This is a genomic window from Sphingomonas sp. CCH5-D11 (assembly GCF_001557395.1).
Classification (GTDB): Bacteria; Pseudomonadota; Alphaproteobacteria; order Sphingomonadales; family Sphingomonadaceae; genus Sphingomonas.
Window position 1 is genome coordinate 1 of the sequence record NZ_LSKH01000059.1, and the last position, 22,465, is coordinate 22,465.

21 protein-coding genes and 2 tRNA genes are annotated in these 22,465 nt (G+C 66.0%); 8 read left to right on the plus strand and 15 right to left on the minus strand.

Annotation, left to right across the window (positions count from 1 at the left end; genetic code table 11):
- Positions 1–39 precede the first annotated feature (39 nt).
- The 4 genes from AX702_RS03685 to AX702_RS03700 form a co-directional block, all read right to left on the minus strand.
- Complete coding sequence (locus AX702_RS03685; protein ID WP_066776290.1) at positions 40–282, minus strand: DUF6117 family protein; 243 nt, start codon at positions 280–282, stop codon at positions 40–42.
- 68 nt (positions 283–350) lie between these two features.
- Complete coding sequence (locus tag AX702_RS22800) at positions 351–920, minus strand: DUF5983 family protein (RefSeq protein ID WP_231731714.1); 570 nt, start codon at positions 918–920, stop codon at positions 351–353.
- A gap of 64 nt (positions 921–984) precedes the next feature.
- Positions 985–3,084 carry a ParB/RepB/Spo0J family partition protein gene (locus AX702_RS03695; protein ID WP_066776293.1) on the minus strand — a complete coding sequence of 700 codons (2,100 nt, stop codon included), beginning with the start codon at positions 3,082–3,084 and terminating at the stop codon, positions 985–987.
- Between the two features lie 139 nt (positions 3,085–3,223).
- A complete protein-coding gene (locus tag AX702_RS03700; protein WP_066776296.1) occupies positions 3,224–4,180 on the minus strand; it encodes an ArdC family protein in 957 nt (318 codons plus the stop codon).
- A gap of 262 nt (positions 4,181–4,442) precedes the next feature.
- On the opposite strand from AX702_RS03700, the gene AX702_RS03705 reads away from it, so the two are divergent.
- Entirely contained in the window at positions 4,443–4,793 is a 351-nt protein-coding gene (locus AX702_RS03705) for a bleomycin resistance protein (protein ID WP_066776299.1), read from the plus strand.
- Positions 4,794–4,802: 9 nt separating this feature from the next.
- Here the strand turns inward: AX702_RS03705 and AX702_RS03710 are convergent, their stop codons facing one another.
- Positions 4,803–6,032, minus strand: coding sequence for an IS4 family transposase (locus AX702_RS03710; RefSeq protein ID WP_066776303.1), 1,230 nt, complete (start codon positions 6,030–6,032; stop codon positions 4,803–4,805).
- Positions 6,033–6,473: 441 nt separating this feature from the next.
- Between AX702_RS03710 and AX702_RS03715 the strand changes: the two genes are divergently transcribed.
- From AX702_RS03715 to AX702_RS03735, 5 genes are all read left to right on the plus strand, one after another.
- Positions 6,474–7,382 carry a hypothetical protein gene (locus AX702_RS03715; RefSeq protein ID WP_156455347.1) on the plus strand — a complete coding sequence of 303 codons (909 nt, stop codon included), beginning with the start codon at positions 6,474–6,476 and terminating at the stop codon, positions 7,380–7,382.
- 78 nt (positions 7,383–7,460) lie between these two features.
- Positions 7,461–8,240: a DUF6088 family protein gene (locus AX702_RS03720; protein ID WP_066776307.1), complete on the plus strand. Its 780-nt coding sequence runs from the start codon at positions 7,461–7,463 to the stop codon at positions 8,238–8,240.
- Positions 8,237–9,298 (plus strand): nucleotidyl transferase AbiEii/AbiGii toxin family protein, encoded by a 1,062-nt coding sequence (locus tag AX702_RS03725; RefSeq protein WP_066776308.1) that lies wholly within the window; start codon positions 8,237–8,239, stop codon positions 9,296–9,298. Before AX702_RS03720 ends, AX702_RS03725 begins: the two co-directional genes overlap by 4 nt.
- Positions 9,295–10,689 (plus strand): SIR2 family protein, encoded by a 1,395-nt coding sequence (locus AX702_RS03730; protein ID WP_066776309.1) that lies wholly within the window; start codon positions 9,295–9,297, stop codon positions 10,687–10,689. Before AX702_RS03725 ends, AX702_RS03730 begins: the two co-directional genes overlap by 4 nt.
- A 43-nt stretch (positions 10,690–10,732) precedes the next feature.
- Positions 10,733–12,676: an ATP-binding protein gene (locus tag AX702_RS03735; RefSeq protein ID WP_231731715.1), complete on the plus strand. Its 1,944-nt coding sequence runs from the start codon at positions 10,733–10,735 to the stop codon at positions 12,674–12,676.
- 89 nt (positions 12,677–12,765) lie between these two features.
- Here the strand turns inward: AX702_RS03735 and AX702_RS03740 are convergent.
- Positions 12,766–12,842: transfer RNA gene (locus tag AX702_RS03740), tRNA-Arg, on the minus strand.
- Positions 12,843–12,959: 117 nt separating this feature from the next.
- Positions 12,960–14,348, minus strand: coding sequence for a tyrosine-type recombinase/integrase (locus AX702_RS03745; protein ID WP_197420486.1), 1,389 nt, complete (start codon positions 14,346–14,348; stop codon positions 12,960–12,962).
- Positions 14,349–14,897: 549 nt separating this feature from the next.
- Here AX702_RS03745 and AX702_RS03750 point away from each other — a divergent pair.
- Positions 14,898–15,146, plus strand: a complete 249-nt coding sequence (locus AX702_RS03750) for a hypothetical protein (RefSeq protein WP_066776317.1) — start codon at positions 14,898–14,900, stop codon at positions 15,144–15,146.
- Positions 15,147–15,604: 458 nt separating this feature from the next.
- Here the strand turns inward: AX702_RS03750 and AX702_RS03755 are convergent, their stop codons facing one another.
- From AX702_RS03755 to wecB, 4 genes are all read right to left on the minus strand, one after another.
- On the minus strand, positions 15,605–15,832 hold the full coding sequence (locus AX702_RS03755) for a hypothetical protein (protein WP_066776319.1): 228 nt from the start codon (positions 15,830–15,832) through the stop codon (positions 15,605–15,607).
- Positions 15,833–15,964: 132 nt separating this feature from the next.
- Positions 15,965–16,747 carry a metallophosphoesterase gene (locus AX702_RS03760; RefSeq protein ID WP_066776321.1) on the minus strand — a complete coding sequence of 261 codons (783 nt, stop codon included), beginning with the start codon at positions 16,745–16,747 and terminating at the stop codon, positions 15,965–15,967.
- Between the two features lie 72 nt (positions 16,748–16,819).
- The gene (gene wecC, locus AX702_RS03765; protein ID WP_066776323.1) at positions 16,820–18,112 is read right to left on the minus strand and encodes a UDP-N-acetyl-D-mannosamine dehydrogenase; all 1,293 of its coding nucleotides are present in this window, start codon (positions 18,110–18,112) and stop codon (positions 16,820–16,822) included.
- Positions 18,099–19,214, minus strand: coding sequence for a non-hydrolyzing UDP-N-acetylglucosamine 2-epimerase (gene wecB / locus AX702_RS03770; RefSeq protein WP_066776326.1), 1,116 nt, complete (start codon positions 19,212–19,214; stop codon positions 18,099–18,101). The genes wecC and wecB overlap by 14 nt, the downstream gene beginning before the upstream one ends.
- Before the next feature lie 120 nt (positions 19,215–19,334).
- On the opposite strand from wecB, the gene galU reads away from it, so the two are divergent.
- Positions 19,335–20,207: a UTP--glucose-1-phosphate uridylyltransferase GalU gene (gene galU / locus AX702_RS03775; protein WP_066776328.1), complete on the plus strand. Its 873-nt coding sequence runs from the start codon at positions 19,335–19,337 to the stop codon at positions 20,205–20,207.
- Here galU and AX702_RS03780 read toward each other — a convergent pair.
- The 4 genes from AX702_RS03780 to AX702_RS03795 all read right to left on the minus strand — a co-directional run bounded on the left by AX702_RS03780 (position 20,204) and on the right by AX702_RS03795 (position 22,294).
- Positions 20,204–20,965, minus strand: coding sequence for a HesA/MoeB/ThiF family protein (locus AX702_RS03780; protein ID WP_443026281.1), 762 nt, complete (start codon positions 20,963–20,965; stop codon positions 20,204–20,206). The genes galU and AX702_RS03780 overlap by 4 nt on opposite strands.
- Positions 20,956–21,390 carry a hypothetical protein gene (locus AX702_RS03785; protein ID WP_066776330.1) on the minus strand — a complete coding sequence of 145 codons (435 nt, stop codon included), beginning with the start codon at positions 21,388–21,390 and terminating at the stop codon, positions 20,956–20,958. Before AX702_RS03785 ends, AX702_RS03780 begins: the two co-directional genes overlap by 10 nt.
- A 214-nt stretch (positions 21,391–21,604) precedes the next feature.
- A complete protein-coding gene (gene dut / locus AX702_RS03790) occupies positions 21,605–22,090 on the minus strand; it encodes a dUTP diphosphatase (RefSeq protein ID WP_066776333.1) in 486 nt (161 codons plus the stop codon).
- A 130-nt stretch (positions 22,091–22,220) separates the two neighbouring features.
- Positions 22,221–22,294: transfer RNA gene (locus tag AX702_RS03795), tRNA-Gly, on the minus strand.
- Positions 22,295–22,465 lie beyond the last annotated feature (171 nt).

The following is a 22,465-nucleotide window of genomic DNA, read 5'->3' on the forward strand; positions in this document are numbered from 1 at the left end:
CTCTCGACCCGCCTCGGCCAACCCGTCCCGGCCGACCTCTCACTCTGTCTCGACGAAGCCGCCGCCTTCGGCTGGCGGGAGATAAGCCTCATACGGATTGCCGTCGGCGAGGTGACCGAAGGGCGTGAAGACGTAATCGTCGCCGTCGCGGCCAACCGCCGCGAGCACGTAGCGCGGCTCGCGTGTCGCGGAGTCGAGGCATTCCATCAAAGCGAGGTCTCCCGCCTCGGCGGCGCGGAGCAAGGTCTGGAAGTTGGTTCTGGCGTAAGCGGGAATCGCCATGGCGGGTCTCCTGGAACGAGAAAGCCCGGCGCGAAGGCCGGGCGGGGGGATTCGAGCGAAGGAAGGCGTCACCAGCCGAAGCGCCAGCTCGGCCAGCCTTGGCCGTCGGTCGCCGCCGCGATCGCCGCGGCGAGTTCGGCGGGGTCGCCCTCGACGAGCGTGCAGTTCGCGACCTCGGTCTCGTCGATTACGACGACGTCGGTGACGAGGCCGTCTTCGACGACGACGCAGACCGGGACGGGATAGGAGAAGACGGACCGCGCAGGCGGCACTGGTTCCGGACCGTCGCGACCCGGCCGGTGCGGACCGTCTCCATGCTCGAAGACGGGCAGGTCGAGCGTCGGCTCGAGGTCCGCGTCGAACAGCACCCAGCAGGCGTCGCTGGCGAGCGCCTCGCTCAGCACCGCGAGCAGCGATGCGGGCAGGCTCTCGGCTTCTTCGCCGTCGTCGGCGACGCCGGTGTGGACCCAGCAGCCGTAGCTGTGGGGCTCTACGATGAGCTGATGCCAGGGGTCTTCGGCATCGTAGCCGCGACCGCCAGGGCGGCCGGGACCGGTCTCGGCAAGGTGGAGGAGCTTGGCGTAGGTGGCGGGCTCGATGTGCAGCACCGAGACCTCGCCGTAGCGGCGGGTGTCCATGGTGGTTCTCCGATGATGAGGAAAGGATGCCGGGGCGCGATGGGCGCGCCCCGGCGGGTGAGCGTCACTCGGCGGCGACCGCGAACGGCGTGTCGGACTGCTCATCGTCGGCCGTCCCCTTGTCGTCGGCGAGGAAGTCGGGCAGCGCCTCGACTTCGCCATCGGCAGGCTCGGGCTCCGCGCTCGCGGTGCGCAGCGGCTCAGGCAGCCAGCCGGTGTCGGCAAGGAGCCGTTCGGCCTCCTTCGCCATCTCGACCTTCTTCAGATGGTCGATCAGCTGCGCCGCCATCTCGCCCTTGCCCTCGCGCACCGCTTCGAGGATCCGCGCCTTGGTGACGCGGCCGAGATAGTTGGCCGCGGTCGGCCGCCAGCCGGTCTGGACGAGATCGAGCCCGACCGCGTTGGCCAGCCGGTCGGCCTCGGCGATCCGCCGCTCGATGCTCGCGGGCGAGACCGCACCATAGGGGCTGACCCGCTCGAACAGCGCATTGACCCCGAAGCTGACGCAATGCGCCAGCAGCGCCAGCCGGTCGGCATTGTCGAGCGCGGCGAGGTGATCCCAGAGCGCCTGGTCGTCGTTCGGTAGGTCGGCGGCGAGGCGGTCGTGCCGCTCGTCCACCGACTTGGCCGAGGCGCTCTCCTTGAGATCATCGGGCTGGACCGGGAAGTGGACCTGCGTCACCCGCGCCTCCACGCAGCCGCTCGTGGTGCGGTGCTGGAAGGTGTCGATCACCAGCCGGTGCAGCAGCGCCGTGAGCGCGACCGCAGGGTTCGCGGCGACCGCGTCGCGCAGCGCGAGCGTGCGATAGGCCGTGAGCTCGGTGACGAGCCGGTCGGGGAGCGGCTTGACCGTCTCGTCATCCTCGTCGGGCTCCGCCGGCTGGCCACCGACGGTGATCACCGCGCGTTGCGGCGCGCCGGGATCGCCGCCGTCGCCGCCCGGTTCGCCGGTCGCCTCGGACCCGTCGACCGGCGCCTCGTCCTCGGGGCGGACATAGCCGCGCTCGACCTTGAGACTGCCGGAGCTGTCGATGGAGACGAAAGCGCCGGCGCGCGTCACATCGGCGGCGTCGTAGAGCGTCGGCCGGCTCTGGAACGCGGTGATCGCGGTTTCCACCTCCTCGAGCCTGAGGTCGACTTCCTCCGGCAGATCCTCGCCGTCCTCATATTCGGCGTAGGTGCGGTCGAGCTCCTCGACCAGCGCGTCATAGGTCGACTGCTCCTCGTCGCTCAGGACCGGGCGCTCGCCGGCGATGCGGCGGAGGCCCCCCGTGTGGCCATAAGGGAAGTCGATCGCGGCCTCGACCCACTTCCAGCCCTCGGCGCCGATCGCCTCAGCCTCGCGCGTCAGGCGCTCGGTCGCGAGCCGTTCGAGTAGCGGCACGTCCTCGAACCAGCCGCCGCGATCATCGGTGAACAGGTCGCGGCCGATGACGCCGCCAGCCTCCGCATAGGCCTCCGCCCCGACGAAGATTGCGCGTCGGTCGGTCGCCGCGACTGCGCCCTCGGTCAACATGCGGCGGATGTAGTAGGGCTCGCGGTTGTAGCTCTTCTCGAGCTGCTCCCACACCTGGACCTGGCGGGCGTGGTCGGCGGTGATCGTGAACGCCATCAGCTGGTCGAGCGTCATGCCGTCCTCGGCGTAGACGTCGAGCAGCGCCGGCGCGACGGAGGCGAGCCGCAGCCGCTGGCGGACGATCGCGACCGAGACGAAGAAGCGCGCCGCGATCTCCTCCTCCCCCTGGCCGCGCTCGACGAGCGCCTGGAAGGCGCGGAACTGATCGAGCGGGTGCAGCGCCTCGCGCTGCGAGTTCTCGGCGAGGCTGTCCTCCTCGGCCGGGATCGCGGAGCCGGCATCGCGGACGTTGCACGGGATCGGATGGGTCTTAACGAGGCGCTTGGCCTTGACCAGCACTTCGAGCGCCCGGAACCGGCGGCCGCCGGCGGGCACCTCGAACATGCCGGTCTCGACGCCCGCGCCGTCGACGACGGGACGGACGTTGAGGTTTTCGAGAAGCCCGCGCCGGCCGATGTCCTCGGCGAGCTCGCCGATCGACACGCCCGCCTTGACCTTGCGGACGTTCGCCTGGCTCAAGACCAGCTTGTTGAAAGGAATGTCGCGACGGTCGCCCAAGGAGGCGATCTTCTGAACCGCGGTTGCCATGTCAGTTACTCCGGACGGGCGGCCGGGAGCCTCTCTCTCGGCCTCCAACCCGTCACGAAGTGCGGCGCAGCCCTCTCACTCTGGAGAGTCGCGCCGCGGAACCGGAGATCAGGAAAGGCACGGAGCCGGAAAGCCGCGTTCACGCGGCTTCGCGTTCGGGCTCGTCCCGAATGGCTGGTGATGATTGAGCGCCCGGCCGGAAGGCGAGGAGATAGTCCGCCGCCTTGGACGCCGCCGAGGCGACGCGGACGATGGCGCGGTTGTCCTCGCGCAGCACCTCGAGCCAAGAGCCGATGTAGTCGGCGTGGCGCACGCTCGGGACGATGCCGAGCGAGGCGCAGCAGAAGGCGGCGTTGAGCTCTGCGATCAGCTCCTCGAACGCGTATTTCTTGGAGCCGAAGCCGCCGGAGAAGTCGCGGCCGAGCCGCGTGGCATGTCCGCTCCAGTGCCCAAGCTCGTGAAGCGCCGTCCGGTGCCAGTCGATCGGCTGGAAATAGGCTTCGGGGCGCGGCACCTGGATGAAGTCCGCGCCCGGCGCGTAGAACGCCTTATCGCCGCCGATGCGCAGGTCGGCGCCCGACGCGCGGATCAGCGCCTCGACCTCGGGCAGGATCAGCCCCTCGGGAATGGGCGGCGGCGCGGTGACGAGTCCCTCAGGCAAGCCCTCGCACTGGTCGGTCGAGAACACCGTGAAGCGCTTGAGGAACGGGATCGCCTGCGCGTCCTCGCCGGTTTCGCGCGCGCGGCGCTTCTCGTCGTCGGGCACGAAGCGGTCGGCGTAGACGACGGTCGTGCCGCGCTCACCCTTCCTAACATTGCCGCCGAGCGAGAGCGCCTGGCGGAAGGTGAGCCAGCTCTGGCCCGAGAAGCCGCGGGCGACGACGGCGCCCCAGAGGATTAGAACATTGATCCCGGTGTAGTGCCGGCCGGTGGCGGCGTTCTTGGGCATGGCGAGTGGCGCGGCGACGCCGGTCGAGCCCCAGGGCTGGACCCAGGGTAGGCGCCCGGCTTCGAGCTCGGCGATGATGCGGCCGGTGATCTCGTCATAGAGATTGGTATGGTCGGCCGGCCGGGGCCGGGAAGAGGAACGAGGCATCGCGGGTCTCCGCGACGGGCCGGCCGGGAGACCTCTCTCGACCTCTCAAACCCGTCACGGCGACAGCCGCCGCCCTCTCCCTCTCGAAGCGGGGCGTTGCGGGGCGCGGCCCCGCAGAAGGGGTCGGCCGAGACCGAAGGGCTCGGCCGCAGGGGAAGGCTTTCCCATACGCGCTAACTTAGCGGCCCGTTCGATGGTCCGGCTTGACGCCCGGCGGCGCGCTGCTGCTAATGGTGCGTCAACATGGGAGCGTGCGTCGTTCATGGGTGATCGGATCACGGCCAACCTGCCGGCGCGCAGCTTTGACGAGACGGTGGCGTTCTATGGCGCGCTCGGGTTCGCGGTGGCGTTCCGGGACGAGGGCTGGATGATCCTGCGCCGGGGCGATCTCGAGGTCGAGTTCTTCCCGCATCCGGAGTTCGACCCTGCCTCCTCCTGGTTCAGCGCCTGCGTGCGGGTGGGCGACGCGGACCGTCTGTTCGCCGAGTGGAGCGGAGCGGGGCTGCCCGCCAGCGGCATTCCTCGCATCACCGCGCCGGCGGACGACGCCCACGGCCTCAGGATGTTCGCGCTCGTCGACCCGAACGGCAGTCTGCTGCGCTGTATGACCTAGCGCCGGGTGTTATAGCTCGACGGCCCAGGCCAGCGCCTGCATCTGTACCAGCCGGTCGCGCGGCGGGTCGCAGATGTGTCGGACGATGAAGGCCGCCGATCGGCGCATCGCCTCCGGGTCGAACCGGCCCAGCGCCGCGCCCGTGACCGAAGCGACGAGCGCTTTGTGGATGCGCCAAAGCGAGGCCGGGCGGTGCGTGGTGGTCCGGCGCACCGCAGCCGAGCCGAGCAGTTGCTGCGCGCTCGCGTCGACGAGCAGCGCCGCGATCAGGTGCGCGTAGATCCAACTTCGCGCCAGCCCCTTGTCCCTCTCCGGCAGCCGGTCGAGGTGCAGCAGGCTCTTCAGGCGCATGAAGGCGAGCTCAACCTGCCAGCGCACGCGGTAGAGCGCCAGCACGCGGCGGGGCGGGTGCGTGCGACGCGGCAGCGAGGTCAGGACGAAGAAGTATCCGGCGGCGTCGAGCGTGCGCGGGTTGATCACGCGCTGCTTGACGCGGGAGCGCAGCTCGACGCGCTTGCGGTGGTGCTCCGCGGCGGCATCGCTTTGGCGGACGGCAATCAGGCGCAACGCGAGCGGGCCGCCGGGATGGTCGACATGGGCCGCCACGTCCAGGTCGGCGACCTCATCCGCGCCCAGCGCGGCGACCGCCGCCAGCACGTCGAGGCGCTCGCGCCCGCCTGCGTGCCGGAGGCGCGGCACCTTCCACCCGGAGCGCACGATGAAGTCGGCCCCGTGGTCCACGACATGACGCAACCCGCCCGCTCGCGCGTAGCTGCGATTGGCGATGACCAGATCGCCAGGCGCGACGGAGAAACGCTCCAGATGCTCGCCGCCACGTTCGTCCGTGAGCTGAACGGCATCAAAGCGCGCCCGCGCCGGATCGTACTGGACGTGCAGCCGCCACAGGGCGCAAGCGGTGCCCGGCGGACATACCGTCGTCGCATCGATCAGCTTGAGGCGGTGGCGGCGCTTGCGCTCGCGCGGACGACTGGCGAGCAGCGCGCCCACGATGCGCGCCAGCCAATCGCCGGCGCCGCGCAGCCGTTTCAGGATCGCCACGTCGGAAAGTGAAGCGAGTCCGGTCAGCTCCGCCCAAGCGGCCGCGCCGCGCAGCGACAGTCCGCCGGGGCCGTAGCCGAGCGCGAGCCGCAGAAGCGAGGCAGGATCGGAGATCGCGCGCCGTCGTCGAAGCGCGCCGGTGCTCTTGGCGGTGGCCTCCAGGTCCAGGCTCGCCGGCAACGCGGTGAGCAGCCTCGACCAGCAACGATCGGGTGACGACGCGGCTCGCATCGCCAGCGTGAATCACACGGCAGCGATCCGCACCACCGTTAAGTTAGCGCGTATGGGAAGGCTTTCCCCTCCCAGCCCCTCGATCAGCATTCGCATGATCTCGGCTGCATCGACGAATTGGTGGAAGCTCCAGCTTGCAGCACCTACATTCAGCTTTCGCGATCCGCTTGGCCTCCGCGCCGTCTCGCGTGGAGAAAGAAGATGCCGAGCCCGTTCGATCCGCTGACGTCCGATATCCTCCGCAACATGCGGCTCGCGAGCGAAGCGACCGCAGGCTTGTCGGCCTTGCGTGAGCAGATGAAGCTTTTCGAGAACAGCCCAGTTCAACAGCTCGCGGAGCGCTTTCGGCGCGACGAGGAGATGCGGAAGGCGCTCTTCCCGCATGGCGAGATGCTCGATCGCTTCCGCACGGTGAGCGAGCTGGTGCGTGTCCGCGACGATCTCATTCCCAAGGTGATGTTCGAGCCGGCGACGATCGCCTTCGCCCAAGAGCAGGCCAAACTGGCGCAATCTATCGCGCTCCCGTCGATCCTGGAGCACTATCGAACGGCCACCGAGCCGTTGACCGCAAAACTGCTCGCGCTCGATGCGCTCGGCGTCGGTCAGGTCTCGCGATATCTCGAAGCGTTTTCGCAGGCGTCGGCGGTGTCCGACCTCATCGCCCAGAGTCTGCGCGTCGATCGCGAGTTCCTCGCGGCGACGCGCGCGTTCAGCCTGTCGGCGGTGCCGACGTTCGAGACGCTCGCCGGCTACCGCAGCTTTCTGGATGCCGCCGGGCTCGGGCTCCCGCGATGGCCCAAGGTCAGGCTGCTGACGGTGGCCGAAAAACGCCGGCGCTTCAAGGCGCGGCTGCAGCGCAAGGCCGAGCCCGTCCACGTCAAGAAGGCCAAGTCCCTTGTCCACCGCTACGAGCTGACCTTGCGGGAGATCCTCGACGCGGTGATGGCCGACGCCTATGGAGAGGACTGGGCGAAAGCGCGGTTACCGCTGTGCGGATGCAACGACCTGCTCGGCCGCTGGCGCAAGCGCGGCGGCGACGTTCTCGACCATGCCGACTATGCGCACTACGCGCGGATCATGAGCCACCCCGAGCATTTCTCGGCCGTGTTCGAGGCGGGGTTTGACGATCCCCAGGCGCTCGCTGCGCTGCTCGAGGACGCTGGCCGGCTCCGGGCGGCGTCGCACCATGCACGCGCGTTCACACCGGAGGATTTGCGTGACCTTCGCGTGACGTGGCGGACGATTGAGGCGGGGCTCCTTGCGTTCACTGCGGATTATGAGCTGGAGACTTGGCATTAACGATGTCCGAAGAGTGTATACATTCTTCGGACATCACACCATTGCCGGTAGTCCGAAAAATGACTACAATTTTCGGACATGCTACAAACCCCACCCGAGCTGAAGCAGAGACTGGCGGACCGCATCGCTGCGGACCCACCGGGTAGGGTCTGGACTCCTTCCGATTTCGTCGATCTCGCTTCGCGTGACGCGGTCGATAAGGTGCTCCAGCGACTCACCAAGTCCGGCGGCCTGCGGAGGATTGATCGCGGGCTGTACGACCAGCCGCGCCTAAACTCGCTGACGAAGAAGCCGAACCCACCCGATCCACGGGCGGTGATCGATGCGGTCGCCCGCCGCGATCAGCTGCGCGTGCTGGTCGACGGTTTAACGGCGGCTAACGACCTCGGTTGGTCCGATGCCGTGCCATCCAAGATCATCGTCCACGCCGATGCGCGCTTGCGGCCGATCCGCCTCGAGAACGTCACCATCAGCTTCCGGCCGACCGCCGCGAGCAAGCTCTATTGGGCTGGGCGACCTGGGATGCGGGTTGTCCAGGCGCTCCATTGGCTGCGCGACATGCTCGGGCGGGACGGCGAGCAGGACATGGCGCAGCGAAGGTTGACGAAACTGCTGGCCGATCCCGAGACGGGTCAGGCGCTGCGAGCCGATCTGACGAGCGGTTGGTCCGCAATGCCGGCTTGGATGCGCGAGCTGCTGCGGCCGATGCTCGACGCCGCCGAGATCGGGTCAGGACCGCAGCGCCAAAGCACGACAGGCGATGAGCCGCATACCCCGGACCAGGCTCCAGCTCGTCGTTCGTCGAAACCCGGCCTTGGTCCCGGTCGATCGTCGGCGCGGCGCAAGGCGACGCGATGAACGCAGCCTTCGATGACGTTCTCGGCGCGGATGCGGAGACCCGGGCCGGTCTATTCGGCACAACGGCGCTCCGGATGGGAACTACGTCCCAGAATGTCGAGAAGGACTTCTGGGTCTGCTGGACGCTCGACGCACTCTTCAACGGGCTGCCATCAGATCGACCGCGCCTTCTGTTCAAGGGCGGCACGTCGCTCTCGAAGGGGTTCGGGCTGATCGAACGTTTCTCCGAAGACATCGACGTCACAGTGTTCCGCGACGATCTCGGCGAGAGCGTCGGCATAGCCGAACTTGGTAAGCTCAGCGGCAAGAAGCGGCGCGCCCGCCTCGATTCAATCAGGGCGGCTTGCCAGGGCTATGTAACTGGATCGTTGCGCGACGAGTTGACCGACCTGCTTAGGTCTCGGCTGACGGCCGCCGGCGGCGATCCGGACACGGCTCGGGTCGACGTCGACGAGGACGATCCCGATGGCCAGACCCTGCTGCTCTGGTATCCCGCTGCGACGCAGGTGTCGGAATACATCCGCGCGGCGGTCAAGATCGAGTCGGGCGCGAAGTCGGCGCTCGACCCCAACAGCCTTCGAACCGTAAAGCCCTATGTCGACGACGACGTGCCGGGCTTGGATTTCGCGGTGCCTAACGTCACGGTCGTCGATGCCGAGCGGACGTTCTGGGACAAGGTCGTGATCCTGCACGGGCTCCGCCGGTGGTTCGACCGACGAGGCGAGTTGCGCGGCGGCGGGCAGCGCGTCTCGCGACACTACTATGACGTTCACAGGCTCATGGACGCGCCCTTGGCGGTGGCAGCGATCAAGGACGTGCGGCTCGGCGCGGACTGCGTGGCGCACGCACGCATGTTCTTCGACCGGCCGGACTTCGACCTTGCATCGGCCGAGCCGGGCCGGTTCGCCTTGGAGCCGCATGACGGCATGGTCGAGGCGCTGCGCCGGGACTACGGCGCGATGCAGGGAATGATTTTCGGAGAACCGCCGGCGTTCGATGATGTCCTGCGATCAATCGCGGGACTTGAGGGTCAGCTTAACGCCGAAGGAGTGTCATGACGGAGGTGCAGCCAACACTTAGCGAATATCAGCTCATTGGCCTCGCCGAGGACGGGGGTATCGGTGATCTGCTTGCGGGCCTAGACCAGAAGCAGGGCCGCGTCCGCTTGCAGGCGCTCATCTCCGAGTGGTTGCGCATGGAGAATCTCGTCGTCCTGACGGGGTCTGGCGCGTCGGTTTCGGCCGGCGGCAAGACGATGGCCAATCTGGAAACGGCGGTGTTCGCGACCATTGAGGCACTGTCGGACGTTCCGGCCTCGATTTCGCCGATCATTCAAGCGCGCAAAGTCGCGATGCAGCACGCCGATCTGCTCGGCGACCCCATCGGCTTCGAGGCTTGGCTGTCATTCGTCGCCAGCGCCTCGGTCGTCGCAGAATCCCCGGGTGCGCCATTTTCAGCTGTGAATTGGCCAAGCACGCCCGCCCCGAGCGTCGCCGATTTGCGCTGGTTCGTTGATCGGCTGCGCATGGCGATATTCGCGGAATGCGCGCTCACGCTGCGCGATAACAGGTCCGCAACGTCCGCTGGCGAGATCGCGCCGCATCTCGCCTTTCTGTCAAAGCTGGTCGCGCGCGATAGCAACCTCGGGCGCACGCATCTGTTCACGCTCAACTATGACACGCTGTTCGAGCAAGCGTTGGAGCTGCTGGGGGTTCAGTATTTCGACGGATTCACCGGTCGCGCGGCAGCGCGTTTCGATCCCTCGGTCTATGGGCTTGACATCTATTATCCCGGCGAGGTCGCCGAAGGCCGTGTTCGGCGCTTCGACAAGTTCCTGCATTTGTACAAGCTGCACGGCTCGATCCACTGGTTCGAGCACGGCAATGAGATGCGCGCGCGCCACCCCGACCTTTCGCCTTTCCATGCATACGCCGACCTAGGCGTGGAGGAGAAAGCAGCGTCGCTTGTGTCTCTGGCGGGGGGCGCGCCCTCGGTCGGGATTTTGCCGACCGCAAACAAATTCGCGCAGACCCTCACGATGCCATATGCGCATTTGTTTCGGTCGTTCCAGGTGCGTTTGGGCATTCCCCAGACTTTCCTTCTCGTCCTCGGATACGGCTTCGGCGACGATCATGTCAGCCGGATCATCGAGAACGCGCTGATGAATCCCTCGCTGATCATGTTGGTGGTCGAGCCCAACCCGAACAGCCCAGTGATCGAGCGCATCCGGCGGTACAAGGATCTCGGCAAGCGCGCTTTCGTCTTATGCCCGGCGGCGGCCGCCTTCGCGGCCGCACCATTCAAACACGCGACCTTCGACGATTTCGCATTGACGGTTATGCCCGACGTGCAGTGGCTCGACGACTTCCTCCGCTTGCGCCGCTTCGAGAAGCAGATCGCTTCGTCGTCTACGCTGATTGCGCCGGGTCCGGAGGGGGCGGATGGATAATCCTCGGCTCGTCGGTCACATCGTCTCGGTGCAAGGATTTCGGGTGAAGGTTGAACTGCTGCCTGAAACCCGGTCGGCGTTGCGCGCGACGTTGGACGGCGTCCAGACGGCCATCGCCATCAACGCTTACCTCACCTTCTCGCTGGGCGCGGGCGAGACCGTCATCGGCATCATTACCGATCTTGAAGCCCGCGAGACATTTGATCCCGACAGCGGTGACGACCTCAGTCTCGAACTGATGAAGCCGCGCCGCGTGGCGAGCGTCCAGTTGCTGGGGACGATCGAGCACGGCGACGACGAGCCTGCGTTCAGCCCAGGAATCTCTGTGCTTCCGACGCTCGACACGCCTGCTGAAATTGGCTCGCCGGACATCCTGCGCGCCGTGTTCGAGATACCGCCCCGACGCAACAAGCCCGAGGACTATGACGAGAAGGATTTCGACTGCGATCTCAAGATCGGGTTCCCGACCGGCCAAGCCCGCAATGTCGTTAGGGCATCGTACAACGACTTGTTTTCACGCCCGTTGGCGATTGTCGGCAATACTGGCTCTGGCAAATCCTATTCGGTGTCGAGCCTGATCCAGAAGGCGATGAGGGCGCTCGACGGCGCGGCCGAAGAACCGCATGTCTTCATTCTCGACATCAATGGCGAATACGCCAAGGCGTTTCCGACCGCGAACGCCGCGCCGCGGTTGCCGGACCGCATCTACCTCAATGGCAAGGAGTTTGGCCTTCCGCTGTGGTTCCTCAATGCCGAGGAGGTTTGCGCTTGGCTAAGCGCAGCGGAGCAGACGCAGGAACCCGTGCTCAAGGACTGGTGGGCGATCGCGAAAGGCGGCAACGCAACGGCCGCCGCCAGCATGGGAGCGCTCCAGAACGCCATGAGCGCCCTGGATCAGCTCCTGAGCGAGCTGACCAAAATCAAGAAGAAGGCGGCGGGCTCCTATTGCGACGCCGTTACCGGCCATCTTGCCGGCACCGACATTGATACCAGCGCGTTCGCGGCGCTTTTTGCGGCCCATCGCTCAGCCAATGACTACAACACCGAGGTGATGAGCAATCAGGCTCCGATCGCTGCAGAGGCCGACAAGCTCAAGGATGCGATCCGTGTCAAAATCGTCGGAGGCAGCGGCACGGCGGAAGCGGGGGCTAGAACCGCAGATACGCCGCTGCCGATCTCGCGCGCGACACTGACCGATCCCTCTCTCATCAACCGCGCCGTCTCCAAAGAGGATACGTTCCGCGTCGACGCTCATCTGACGACTTTGAAGCTCCGGCTCAAAACCCGCCTCGACGACAAGCGGTGGCGCGCCTTCCTCAACTATGAGGAGGCGGACACCAAGCTCGAGAACCTTTCGTCGTGGCTTGCGCGCTTCGGCCTAGGCTCCGCAACAGGACCGAAGGTCTCGGTGCTTGACCTGTCGATGCTGAGCAACGAAGTCCTGCCCTACGCCTGCGCAGTGATCGGTCGCGTGCTGCTAGAAGCGCGGGAGCGGCTACCAGCGGCTTCGCGCTACAAGCACCCTTGGGTGCTCGTTCTCGAAGAAGCCCACAACTACGCGCGACCTGCCCGATCGGACGAGGATCGCGGCCACCGCCAAGCTCGGCTGACCTACGAGCGGATTGCCAAGGAAGGCCGCAAATTCGGCCTTTCTCTCATCATCGCCAGCCAACGTCCGAGTGAGATCAGCCAGACCATCATAAGCCAATGCGCCAATTTCATCAGCCACCGGTTGCAAAACCCCGACGACATCGATCACTTCCGGCGGATAATTCCGATGCAAGCCCGCCGTCTGCTCGACCAGGTTACGATCCTGTCGTCAGGTGAAGCGATCGTCTTCGGCAGCGCCTTCCATATCCCGACACGCGTTCAGTTCGACAGACCCGAACCCGGCCCCTACAGCCAGACGGCGGCTCCCTATCATGAGTGGCGGAAGGAGCAGCACCCTTTCCCGGTGGCTCAAGTGATCGAGGCGTGGGGCGCATAGACCGGCGGCAACGCCCGAGCGAGCAGGCCGCTGGAGCGCGGATCTTCGGCCAAGCTGCCTGACGGGTCTGCGCCACGATATAAGGGATTTGGCGCACCCGACAGGAGTCGAACCTGTGACCTTCGGCTTCGGAGGCCGACACTCTATCCAGCTGAGCTACGGGTGCGTGCCCATTCCGCATAGCCCGCAGAGGGCGCAGCGGTCAACGTGACGGTGGGTCAGTCCATGAGAAAAACTGATGCGCGACCGGAGCATGGGCGGCGATCGCGCATCAGCGGATGAACTACGCAGCGAGCGGCAGCGGTGTCGAGGGACGGCGGCCGCGAGGCTGGAAGGCGATGATGTTCGAAGGCGGCGCCTCTCCGTTCATCTGCAGGACGATATGGTCGGCGACGCGGTTGGCGGCGTCGATCAACAAGATATCGACCCGTTTCAGAATGTAGCCGCCCGTAACACCGCCGAGCCGGTGACCAAGGAGCGCGGCGATCGTCGGGATCGTCGCGCCGAGCTGCTCAGCGACTCCGGCGAAGCTGTGGCGGAGGCTATGGAGCGTCAGCCCGTCGAGCGGACCAGTCTCCAGGAGTGCCTCGCCGCGCGTTGCTGCCTCCTCATCGGCGAGCCGCTTTGCGGTCCGTTGGACCGTCTTCCAAAGCCCGGAGAGGCCACCGTAGCCCTTCCGCTCAGGACCGGCGGGGAAGACGAAGTCGGCGATGGCAGGCTGTCGATCGACGACAGCGAAGGCCGCGCGGCTGAGCGGGCGAAGCGAGAAGCCGGTCTTCGTCTCGCCGAGCGCAACACACGTCCCGTTGGCGTCGACCTCCTCCCAGCCCAAGTGCTGCGCCTCACCCCGGCGGACGCCCGTCAAGGCGATGAACCGAACGGCATCTAGCCCGACGGCGCTGTGCATCGGCGCTCCGTTGCGGTCGCGGCGAGCCTCCAGAGTGTCGAGGGCCAGCGCGAGCCAGCGATACTGCTCGGAGGTAAGCATCGCCTTCTTCTGTTTGTCGGCGAAACGCTTCACCCCCCGAACTGGGTTGGTGTCGACGTAGCCGTTCTCGCCACCCCAAACGAAGATGGCACCGAGCGTTCCGAGCGTACGGGTAACTACCCCTTTTCCGCCTTTCACGATCGAGCGCGCGCGGAAGCCCAGCTTCTCGTTCTTTGCCGTCCGGCCAAGGACCACGTCCTTCTTGAACGCCTCGATGTCGGCGCGAGTGATCTCGCTGGCCTTGATGTGGCCCAGGAGTGGCCGGACATGGGCGTTTAGGCGTGATCGGTCGCTCTCGATCGAGCTGACTTTCTTCGGCAACCCCTTTCGACCGAGGACGAGGCCGGCGTCAGCCGCCTCGAGATATAGATCGCAAAGCCGGTTGAGGGTGATCGCCGCGCGCAGCCGGTCACGGTCCTCGGCGGGATCGTCCCCCTCCACGACTTTCGCCAGTTCGACTTTGGCGCGGTCTCGCGCCTGCTCGGCGGTGAGCGGGCCGAAGGCTCCAATCCGCAGCCAGCGTTGCCGGCCGCTGCGCGTGCGAAACTTGACGACGAAAGTCCGTTGGCCGCTGGGGAAGACCCGTATGCCGAAACCCTTCAGCTCATCGTCCCAGAACAGGGTGCCGTGCTTTGACCCGTCGCACTCCAGCTTCTCGATTACGCGCTTGGTGAGCTTCGCCACTTCTACCATCTCCGACCGCGCCGGCGTTGCAACCGTAGTGCAACCATCTGGGGGGAAGTCGGGGCGGTGTCCGGCGTCCTCCGGCGTAGTCTACCGACAGCCAAAACAAGCTAACACATTGATATGTCTAGCTCAGTCGTGTTCAGGCGCGCTGTGGCGTACTCGCTGGAGACGTGCTACTCGAAACTCCGAAGGCAGAGGCCACAGGTTCGAATCCTGTCGGGTGCGCCAGCTTTCGCTAAGTGTTCGCTGGCATTGGCCGTCAACGTGGTGATTGCCAGGACGACTTGCGTTCGTCCCTTACGTTCAGCAGCCCCGGCTTTTGATTTCAGCATCGTTGAGGCGCAGCGCTTATGCTTGCGACAGATCTATGGGCAGCTCTGAAGGGGGCGGCCGGGAAGGTCTGTTTCCTTTGTGCCGCACGCCCGCAAAAATCGGTACAGCGCCATAACGATTTACGGAACTGAAACGCCGGTCAGCACTTATTGGTTGCTGGCGGTTACCTATGTTGCGTCGCACCGCTGCGCGTATCTGAACGGGAGAAAGGGAATGATTGCGAAGTTACTCACGGGGCTGGCGGGAAGTGCGCTTGTCCTGACGCCGGTTGCGGCGACGGCGGCCACGGCTGCAAAGCCAGCGCTGGCTCAGTCCACGCGAGCAGCAGCGTCGGTCGATTCGTCGGAGAAGGTGGCGAACGGCGGCGTGGTCGCGGGCATCCTGGCGGCGGCGATCGTGGCAGGCGGCATCTACCTCGTCGTCGATAGCGACGATGATGATGACGATTCGGACAGCAACTGACGATTGAACGGCGGGGGAGGGCGACCTTCCCCGCCAACTTCCCGAGCCGGCGCTTTTCGCTTGGTGCTTCCGCGCCGCAGCCGCCTGGCCGTGGCAAGGTGTGAGCCGCGACCCTTCCGGCCGCGGCACGCCTCGATTTCCTCACATGATGATTGGCGCTGGTTTAGCGCCGCAGTTCCGCAGGCATTGCGCAGGCGGGAAGAGGTGCCACGCGTTCAACCGCGTGCTGACGATCGGCTCGGCTGACGTTCGCGGTTAGGGAGCGGATGCCGTTCTGGCGCAAGAGGGCGCGCAGCGGTCGGATAGACCAGCCGGTTTCCTGACGCGGCTTGTTGAGCCCATCTGCGGATCAGGGGCAAGATCCTGGGGAGCGCCGCTCGGTGCGATGGCGGGGTCGCATCAAGCAGGCAAAAAAATAGCGGCCCGAAGGCCGCTATTCTCTTCAACAGAGCGGGAGCTCAGTTGCTGTCGGCTTCATCGTCCGAATCGGCGATGATGACGATGCCGGCGATCACGGCAGCAGCCGCCAGAACGGCAACGATCACGCCGCCGCCAGCAGCCTGCTCACCCTGAGCAACCGGAGCGCTGGCGCGAGCGACCTTGGCGGTCGAGGCCGGAGCGGCAACGGCGGGAGCAGCCGCCAGCGAGGCAGCGGCAACGGCCGCAAAATAGTTACGAAGCTTCATCACGAACTCCCTTTTTTGTCCGTTGCGCCGATCTGACAGAGATCGCATCGCAACGCAACGGATATAGCGCACTAGAGCGGTAGGTGTTTGCCAAATTTCCGCTGTGTTGCAACAATTCAACGCGATTTTCGATCAGTCGATAGCTTCCGGCCGATCAACGGCAGTGTCGAGGAACCATCGATCCCGGCCTTCCAGCCCCAGCGCGGTGAGTCGCCCAGTCCGGTAAGCACCGGTATCGATGCCGATTCTGTTGTCCCGCTGGACCACATCGTCGGTGATGGTGTGGCCATGCACGACCAGCTTGCCGTGGTTTCCCGCGAAATCGAGGAACGGCTGGCGGATCCAGCGCAGGTCGCGCGGCGATTGTTGCTCCACCGCCACACCTGGCCGGATGCCGGCGTGGACGAACAGATAATCGCCCTCCACCAGATAATCGTCGAGCGATCGCAGGAACGCCACATGCTCGGCGGGCACGGCGCGCTCGATCATTTCGGCAAGCTCAGCGATATTCGCCTGCTCGATCTCGTCCGCACCGAGCCCGTAGCTGAGCAGCGTCTCAAAGCCGCCGGCCCGCAGTAGCAGGCGGACCAATTCGCCATTCCCCTCATGCGCGCCAAGGAAGATTTCCTCGTGATTGCCGCTGAGGCAGCGCGTGTCGGGCCGTTCCGCGCAGAGGCGGCGGACGCGTTCCACGACGCCGGCCGAATCCGGGCCGCGATCCACCAGATCACCAAGAAAGATGATCCCCGTCCGAGCCCGACCGCGTGCGGCATCATCCTGTTCGATGAGAACCAGCAATTGTTCGAGCAGGTCCAGCCGGCCGTGGATATCCCCGATCGCATAGATGCGCCGGCCCTCAGGCAATTCCGCCTGGATCGGTTCGGGGCGACGGCGCGTGAAAAGGCGCGAAAGCATAAGCGGCCGATATATTAGGAAGAGCGGAGCCTCTATCCAAGGAGGCGGCCACCCGCAACAACTGCCGGCCGGTCAACCGGTCATGCGCAGCGGGCTGGATGCACGGGGCTGCGGCTGATCGGGCCAGATGCCACGTGTGTCGAGCACCTGTTTGCCGTCACGCTCCTCCAGCGGGACGGAGCGGAACACGTCGTGATCGACGAGCACGATCATCACGGGGCAGCGTTCAATCGCGGTATCGATGTCGATCAGCGTCGCACCCGTCGTGGCCAGGGCGGCGGGAAGCTGCGCCGCATAAGGCTCGACAATGCGAATGCGATTGCCGAACCGTGCCGCGAGCGCAGTGGCGACCTTGAGCGCCGGGCTTTCGCGAAAATCATCGATGTTCGCCTTGAAGGCCAGGCCTAGGCAGGCGACCGGAACGCCCGGGTTCCCCTCGATCATGGCGGCGGCGCGCGCGATCACATGGTCGGTCTTGCCGTCATTCACCTCACGCGCAGTGCGGATCAGCGGCGTGTTCGCCGGGTCGGCCGCGACCAGGAACCATGGGTCGACGGCGATACAATGACCGCCAACGCCCGGGCCGGGCTGAAGGATGTTCACCCGAGGGTGGCGGTTGGCGAGGCGGATCACCTCCCACACGTCCACGCCCATGGTCTCGGCGACGAGGCTCAGTTCGTTGGCGAAGGCGATGTTGACGTCGCGAAAAGCGTTCTCCGTCAGCTTCGTCATCTCCGCCGCACGCGCATTGGTGGTGACGCAGGCGCCGCGAACGAACCGGCGGTAGAAGGTCAGCGCCTTGCGCGCGCAACGCGGGGTGATGCCGCCGATCACCCGATCATTATCGATCAGTTCAACGAGGATGCGACCCGGCAGCACGCGTTCCGGACAATAGGCCACCGCATAATCCGCACCCTCGCCAAGACCGGGCGCGCGCAGATCCGGGCGGAGGCGGGCGAGCAGGTCGCGCACCTTTTCGGTCGTGCCCACGGGAGAAGTCGATTCGAGGATCACCGTATCGCCCGTCTTCAGAACCGGGGCGAGGCTGGTTGCGGCTTCAAGCACATAAGCGATGTCGGGCGAGCGATCGTCCGCAAACGGCGTGGGCACCGCGATGACAAACACATCGGCGGTCTCGATGGCGGTGGAGGCGCGCAGATGGCCGCGCGCCACCACGCCGGAGACCAGACCATCGAGATCGACTTCCTCGATATGCACACGGCCCGAGTTGATCGTGTCCACCACCGACTGGTGGACATCGATCCCGAGCACCTTTGCGCCCGTGCGCGCGATCACCGCCGCCGTCGGCAGCCCGATATAGCCGAGACCGAGGACAACGACGTTCAGTTCATTATCTGATTTCATCAGCGATGATCCTTGCGATCCGTTCACTCGCCTGGCCGTCCCCGAAGGGATTATGGGCACGTGCCATCGCGGCATAGGCGGGCTTGTCATCCAGAAGCGTGAAGACTTCGGAAACGATCCGGTCTTCATCCGCGCCGATCAGCCGGGCGGTGCCGGCGGCAACGCCTTCCGGCCGCTCCGTGGTGTCGCGCATCACCAGCACGGGTTTGCCCAGAGCCGGCGCTTCTTCCTGCACGCCACCGGAATCGGTGAGCGCGAGATCGCACATGCCGAGCGCACGGATGAAATGCGGATAATCGAGCGGATCGATGCGGGCGACGTTCGCCCGTTCGCCAAGCACGGCATCCATGACGGAAGCGACGTTCGGATTGGGATGCATCGGGAAGAGCACGGCCACATCCGGCCGCGCGCCGATACGGGCGATCGCGCGCGCGATCGACGCCATGCCATCACCAAAATTCTCGCGGCGGTGGGTCGTGACCAGAACGATGCGCTTGCCGGCGAAGCGTGCGGCGACATCGTCCAGATCCTGCGCGAGGCTGGGATCGGCGGCGATCCGGTCGCGCGTCCAGTGCAGCGCGTCGATCACGGTATTGCCGGTCACATGCACGCCCGCACGGACGTTTTCACGCGTCAGAGCCTCGGCCGCCGTCTGCGTGGGGGCGAAGTGGAGATCGGCGATCGGCGCCACGATCCGACGGTTCACCTCCTCCGGCCAAGGATGGTAGATGTCGCCGGACCGCAACCCTGCCTCGACATGCGCGACCGGCATCTTGCGATAATAGGCCGCAAGCGCGCCGCACATGGCGGTGGCGGTATCGCCCTGGACGATGACCCGATCAGGACGCTCCCGATCCAGCACCTCGCCGATGCCGGTCAGCAGCCGTGCGGTGAGGCGATCGAGCGTCTGGCCCGGCTCCATCAGATCAAGGTCGATGTCCGGCGCGAGGCCGGCGATCGCCAGAACCTGATCCAGCAGGCCGCGGTGCTGCGCCGTCACGCACGTGCGCACCTGCAGCGCAGGTTGCGCCTGGAGCGCGCGCACGACCGGGAACAGCTTGATCGCCTCAGGGCGGGTACCAAAGATAACCAGCGTCTTCATGGGGAGGGGCTAACACCCAGCGATTAAGGACGACCTAAACGGATCTACGCAATTCCTGCTTTGCCGCAACGCAGCGTCTCGTTAAGTCCCACGGCGAAATGCTCGGGGAGATAATCATCGATGTCGTCCATCAAGCCGCTGCGTAAGGCCGTATTCCCGGTTGCCGGACTTGGAACGCGATTTCTCCCGGCGACCAAGTCAATGCCGAAGGAAATGCTGACCGTCGTCGACAAGCCGCTGATCCAATATGCGGTGGAGGAAGCGATCGAGGCGGGGATCGAGCAGATCATCTTCGTCACCGGCCGTGGCAAGGGCGCGCTGGAAGATCATTTCGATATTTCCTTTGAGCTGGAAGCCACGATGAAGGCGCGGGGCAAGCCCTTGACGCTGATCGAGAATATCCGGCAGAAGCCCGGCTCGCCGGTGTATGTGCGCCAGCAGGAGCCGCTGGGTCTGGGCCATGCGGTGTGGTGTGCGCGCGAAATCGTCGGCGACGAGCCGTTCGCCGTGCTGCTGCCCGATGAGCTGATGGTCGGCACGCCGGGCTTTCTGGCGCAGATGGTGGAAGCCTATCACCGCGTCGGCGGCAATCTGATCGGCGCGCTGGAAGTGGCGCCCGAGGAAACCGACAAATACGGGATCATCACCCCGGGCAAGGTCGATGGCGCGCTGACCGAAGTGCTCGAAGTGATCGAAAAGCCCAAGAAGGGCACGGCAAAGTCGAACCTGATGACGCCGGGCCGCTACATCCTTCAGCCCGAGGTGATGAAGATCCTCGACAATCCGGTGAAGGGGGCGGGCGGCGAGATCCAGCTGACCGACGCGATGGCGCAGCTGATCGGGAAACAGCCTTTCCATGGCTATACCTTCACCGGCCAGCGCTATGATTGCGGCGACAAGGCGGGCTTCATCCAGGCCAACCTCGCGCTGGCGCTTGCCCGTGACGACATCGGCCCGGCGGTTCGGGCGTTCGCCAAGGAACTGGTGAACTAAGCGCCGCCGCAGGCGGGACAGGCCGGGTCCTTTGGCACCCGGATGGTTCGGAAGCGGAGATCCAGCAGGTCGAGCAAGGTCAGCCGACCGGCCGGATCTTCGCCGAACGGCGCCACCGCCCGGATTGCCTCAAGCGCCGCCATGCTGCCGAGGACACCCGTGACAGGCCCGAGCACGCCCTGCTCAGCGCAGGTCGCCTCGTCTCGGTCGGGCGCACTGCCCACCAGGCAGCGATAGCAAGGCTTGCCCGCTTCCCAGCCGCGATACGTCGCCAATTGACCTTCGAACTGGCCGACGGCCGCCGAGATAAGCGGGATGCGCCGCGCCAGCGCGGCATCGGCCACGGCGAGGCGGGTCGCGAAATTGTCGCACCCGTCGACCACCACATCTGCCCCCGACAACAAGGCTGCGGCATTGTCGGAGGTGATCCGGGCGGGGGCGACCGCCACGGCAACGTTCGGATTGTGGCGCGCAACGGCGGTGGCGGCCCGTTCGGCCTTCAAGGCGCCGACATCGGCAGTACCAAAGAGGATCTGGCGCTGCAGGTTGGAGAGGTCCACCCGATCATCGTCGATGACGACCAGACGCCCGATGCCGGCCGCCGCGAGATAGGCGATGGCCGGTGATCCGATGCCGCCAGCGCCGATCACCGCCACGGTGGCGCGCTTCAGCCGGCGCTGGCCGCCGCCGCCGATCTCGCGAAGGATGATCTGCCGGGCATAGCGCGCGCGCTCTTCCTCGCCGAGTGTCACTGCCATGCGAAGGTGAACGACACGCGGTACCAGCGGTCTTCGAGCGGTGGCGACACATTGCCGCGCGCCATGCGCATCACCACGCCCGAGGCATATTGCTCCACGGTGGGGCAGCCGATCGCATTGGGGCGGATGCGGCGCAGCTGGCCGCCCGACGTGACCAGGACGGCCAGGTCGAGGCGGAGCGGACTGTCGGCGCTGCACCGTCCGGCGCGCACCTCATCCCGCACGAAGAAGGACAAGGCGGTCGCATCCGGTTGCGGGCGGCGCAGCTTCAGCTCCGGCAGGGTGGACAACTCTTCCGGGATGGCCGGCAGGGGAGCGACGGGCGCACGCGTCGAAGAACCCGCCTGTGCGGGCTCAACGGCCGGCGGCGCGCCGACAGCCGACGCCGCCTGGCTCAAGGCCAGCATCAGGGAGATCGCAATCACTGCTTCACCGTCCCGCTTATGCCCATGCTCCACCCACTATCGAGCAGGTTGGCGCGCACGTCTAGCCGGAGAGGGTAGCCGGTGAGGGCCGCGGGCGAGGTAGGGGCGGTGCCGATCATCGTGCAGCCGCCGTCAGACTGGCCGTGCGGCATGGCTTCCCGCGCGGGCGGCTGCCGTAGTCTCGAGAAGGGGGCATGAACTCATGCGGCAGAGATCAGGTCGTGCCGAAGCCCGTGGACCCGAACCCGCCGCCGCCGCGCGCGGTGGTCGTGCTGAGCGTGTCAACGAAGCTGAGCTCCGGGCGGATGATCGGAACGAACACCAGCTGCGCGATCCGGTCGCCCGGATTGATGGTGAGCGTCTCGCTGCCCGGCGGGGTCCGAAGCCACGCGCTGACGAAGATCTGCGCCGTGTAATCGGCATCGATCAGCCCCACGGACTGGCCGAGGATAAGACCCTTCTTGTGCCCCAGGCCGGACCTGGCGAGGACGAGCGCGGCCATGTCCGGATCGTTCATCAACACGGCCATGCCGGAGGGAACAAGCACTGCCGGCGCCTGCGGTTGCAGAACCAGCGGTTCATCGATGCAGGCGTGCAGGTCGACACCCGCCGCCATGTCCGTCTGATACCGGGGAAGGCCCCATTCACGTAGCCGCGGGTCCAGGATCTGGACTTCGATCTTTTTCCGGCATGACGTCATCGAAGTATCTCAAGGCTCCATTTGCGCGGACGAACGCAGCAACAAGCCGCAGCACCAACAAGGGCGGGACAAGCGGTCGCTTTCAGATGACATCCGCAGGCGCGAGGCGAAGCCCCGCGATAAAGGAGGATGGAGCGGGTGAAGGGAATCGAACCCTCGTCGTAAGCTTGGGAAGCTTCTGCTCTACCATTGAGCTACACCCGCATATCCAGCGGCTCCGGCGGCGCACTGCCATGTTCGGCGGGGCGGCGTCAACGTAAATGCGAAAGGCGCGGCGCTCTCGATTGACGGCGTGAGCGCCTGTCATCCGGGTGCAACCGAAATCGCCTCTACGCGTCACAATCAGCGCGCAGGGGTCCCCTCACCGAAACAGAT

Excerpts from the sequence above, each read along its gene's own strand:
- AX702_RS03715 (WP_156455347.1), top strand. The coding sequence starts at position 6,474 with ATGCTCGATCGCTTCCGCACGGTGAGCGAGCTGGTGCGTGTCCGCGAC.
- AX702_RS03700 (WP_066776296.1), bottom strand. The coding sequence starts at position 4,180 with ATGCCTCGTTCCTCTTCCCGGCCCCGGCCGGCCGACCATACCAATCTC.
- AX702_RS03685 (WP_066776290.1), bottom strand. The coding sequence starts at position 282 with ATGGCGATTCCCGCTTACGCCAGAACCAACTTCCAGACCTTGCTCCGC.
- dut (WP_066776333.1), bottom strand. The coding sequence starts at position 22,090 with ATGACGTCATGCCGGAAAAAGATCGAAGTCCAGATCCTGGACCCGCGG.
- galU (WP_066776328.1), top strand. The coding sequence starts at position 19,335 with ATGTCGTCCATCAAGCCGCTGCGTAAGGCCGTATTCCCGGTTGCCGGA.
- wecB (WP_066776326.1), bottom strand. The coding sequence starts at position 19,214 with ATGAAGACGCTGGTTATCTTTGGTACCCGCCCTGAGGCGATCAAGCTG.
- wecC (WP_066776323.1), bottom strand. The coding sequence starts at position 18,112 with ATGAAATCAGATAATGAACTGAACGTCGTTGTCCTCGGTCTCGGCTAT.
- AX702_RS03730 (WP_066776309.1), top strand. The coding sequence starts at position 9,295 with ATGACGGAGGTGCAGCCAACACTTAGCGAATATCAGCTCATTGGCCTC.
- AX702_RS03750 (WP_066776317.1), top strand. The coding sequence starts at position 14,898 with ATGATTGCGAAGTTACTCACGGGGCTGGCGGGAAGTGCGCTTGTCCTG.
- AX702_RS03705 (WP_066776299.1), top strand. The coding sequence starts at position 4,443 with ATGGGTGATCGGATCACGGCCAACCTGCCGGCGCGCAGCTTTGACGAG.
- AX702_RS03755 (WP_066776319.1), bottom strand. The coding sequence starts at position 15,832 with ATGAAGCTTCGTAACTATTTTGCGGCCGTTGCCGCTGCCTCGCTGGCG.
- AX702_RS03725 (WP_066776308.1), top strand. The coding sequence starts at position 8,237 with ATGAACGCAGCCTTCGATGACGTTCTCGGCGCGGATGCGGAGACCCGG.
- AX702_RS03780 (WP_443026281.1), bottom strand. The coding sequence starts at position 20,965 with ATGGCAGTGACACTCGGCGAGGAAGAGCGCGCGCGCTATGCCCGGCAG.
- AX702_RS03695 (WP_066776293.1), bottom strand. The coding sequence starts at position 3,084 with ATGGCAACCGCGGTTCAGAAGATCGCCTCCTTGGGCGACCGTCGCGAC.
- AX702_RS03760 (WP_066776321.1), bottom strand. The coding sequence starts at position 16,747 with ATGCTTTCGCGCCTTTTCACGCGCCGTCGCCCCGAACCGATCCAGGCG.
- AX702_RS22800 (WP_231731714.1), bottom strand. The coding sequence starts at position 920 with ATGGACACCCGCCGCTACGGCGAGGTCTCGGTGCTGCACATCGAGCCC.
- AX702_RS03720 (WP_066776307.1), top strand. The coding sequence starts at position 7,461 with ATGCTACAAACCCCACCCGAGCTGAAGCAGAGACTGGCGGACCGCATC.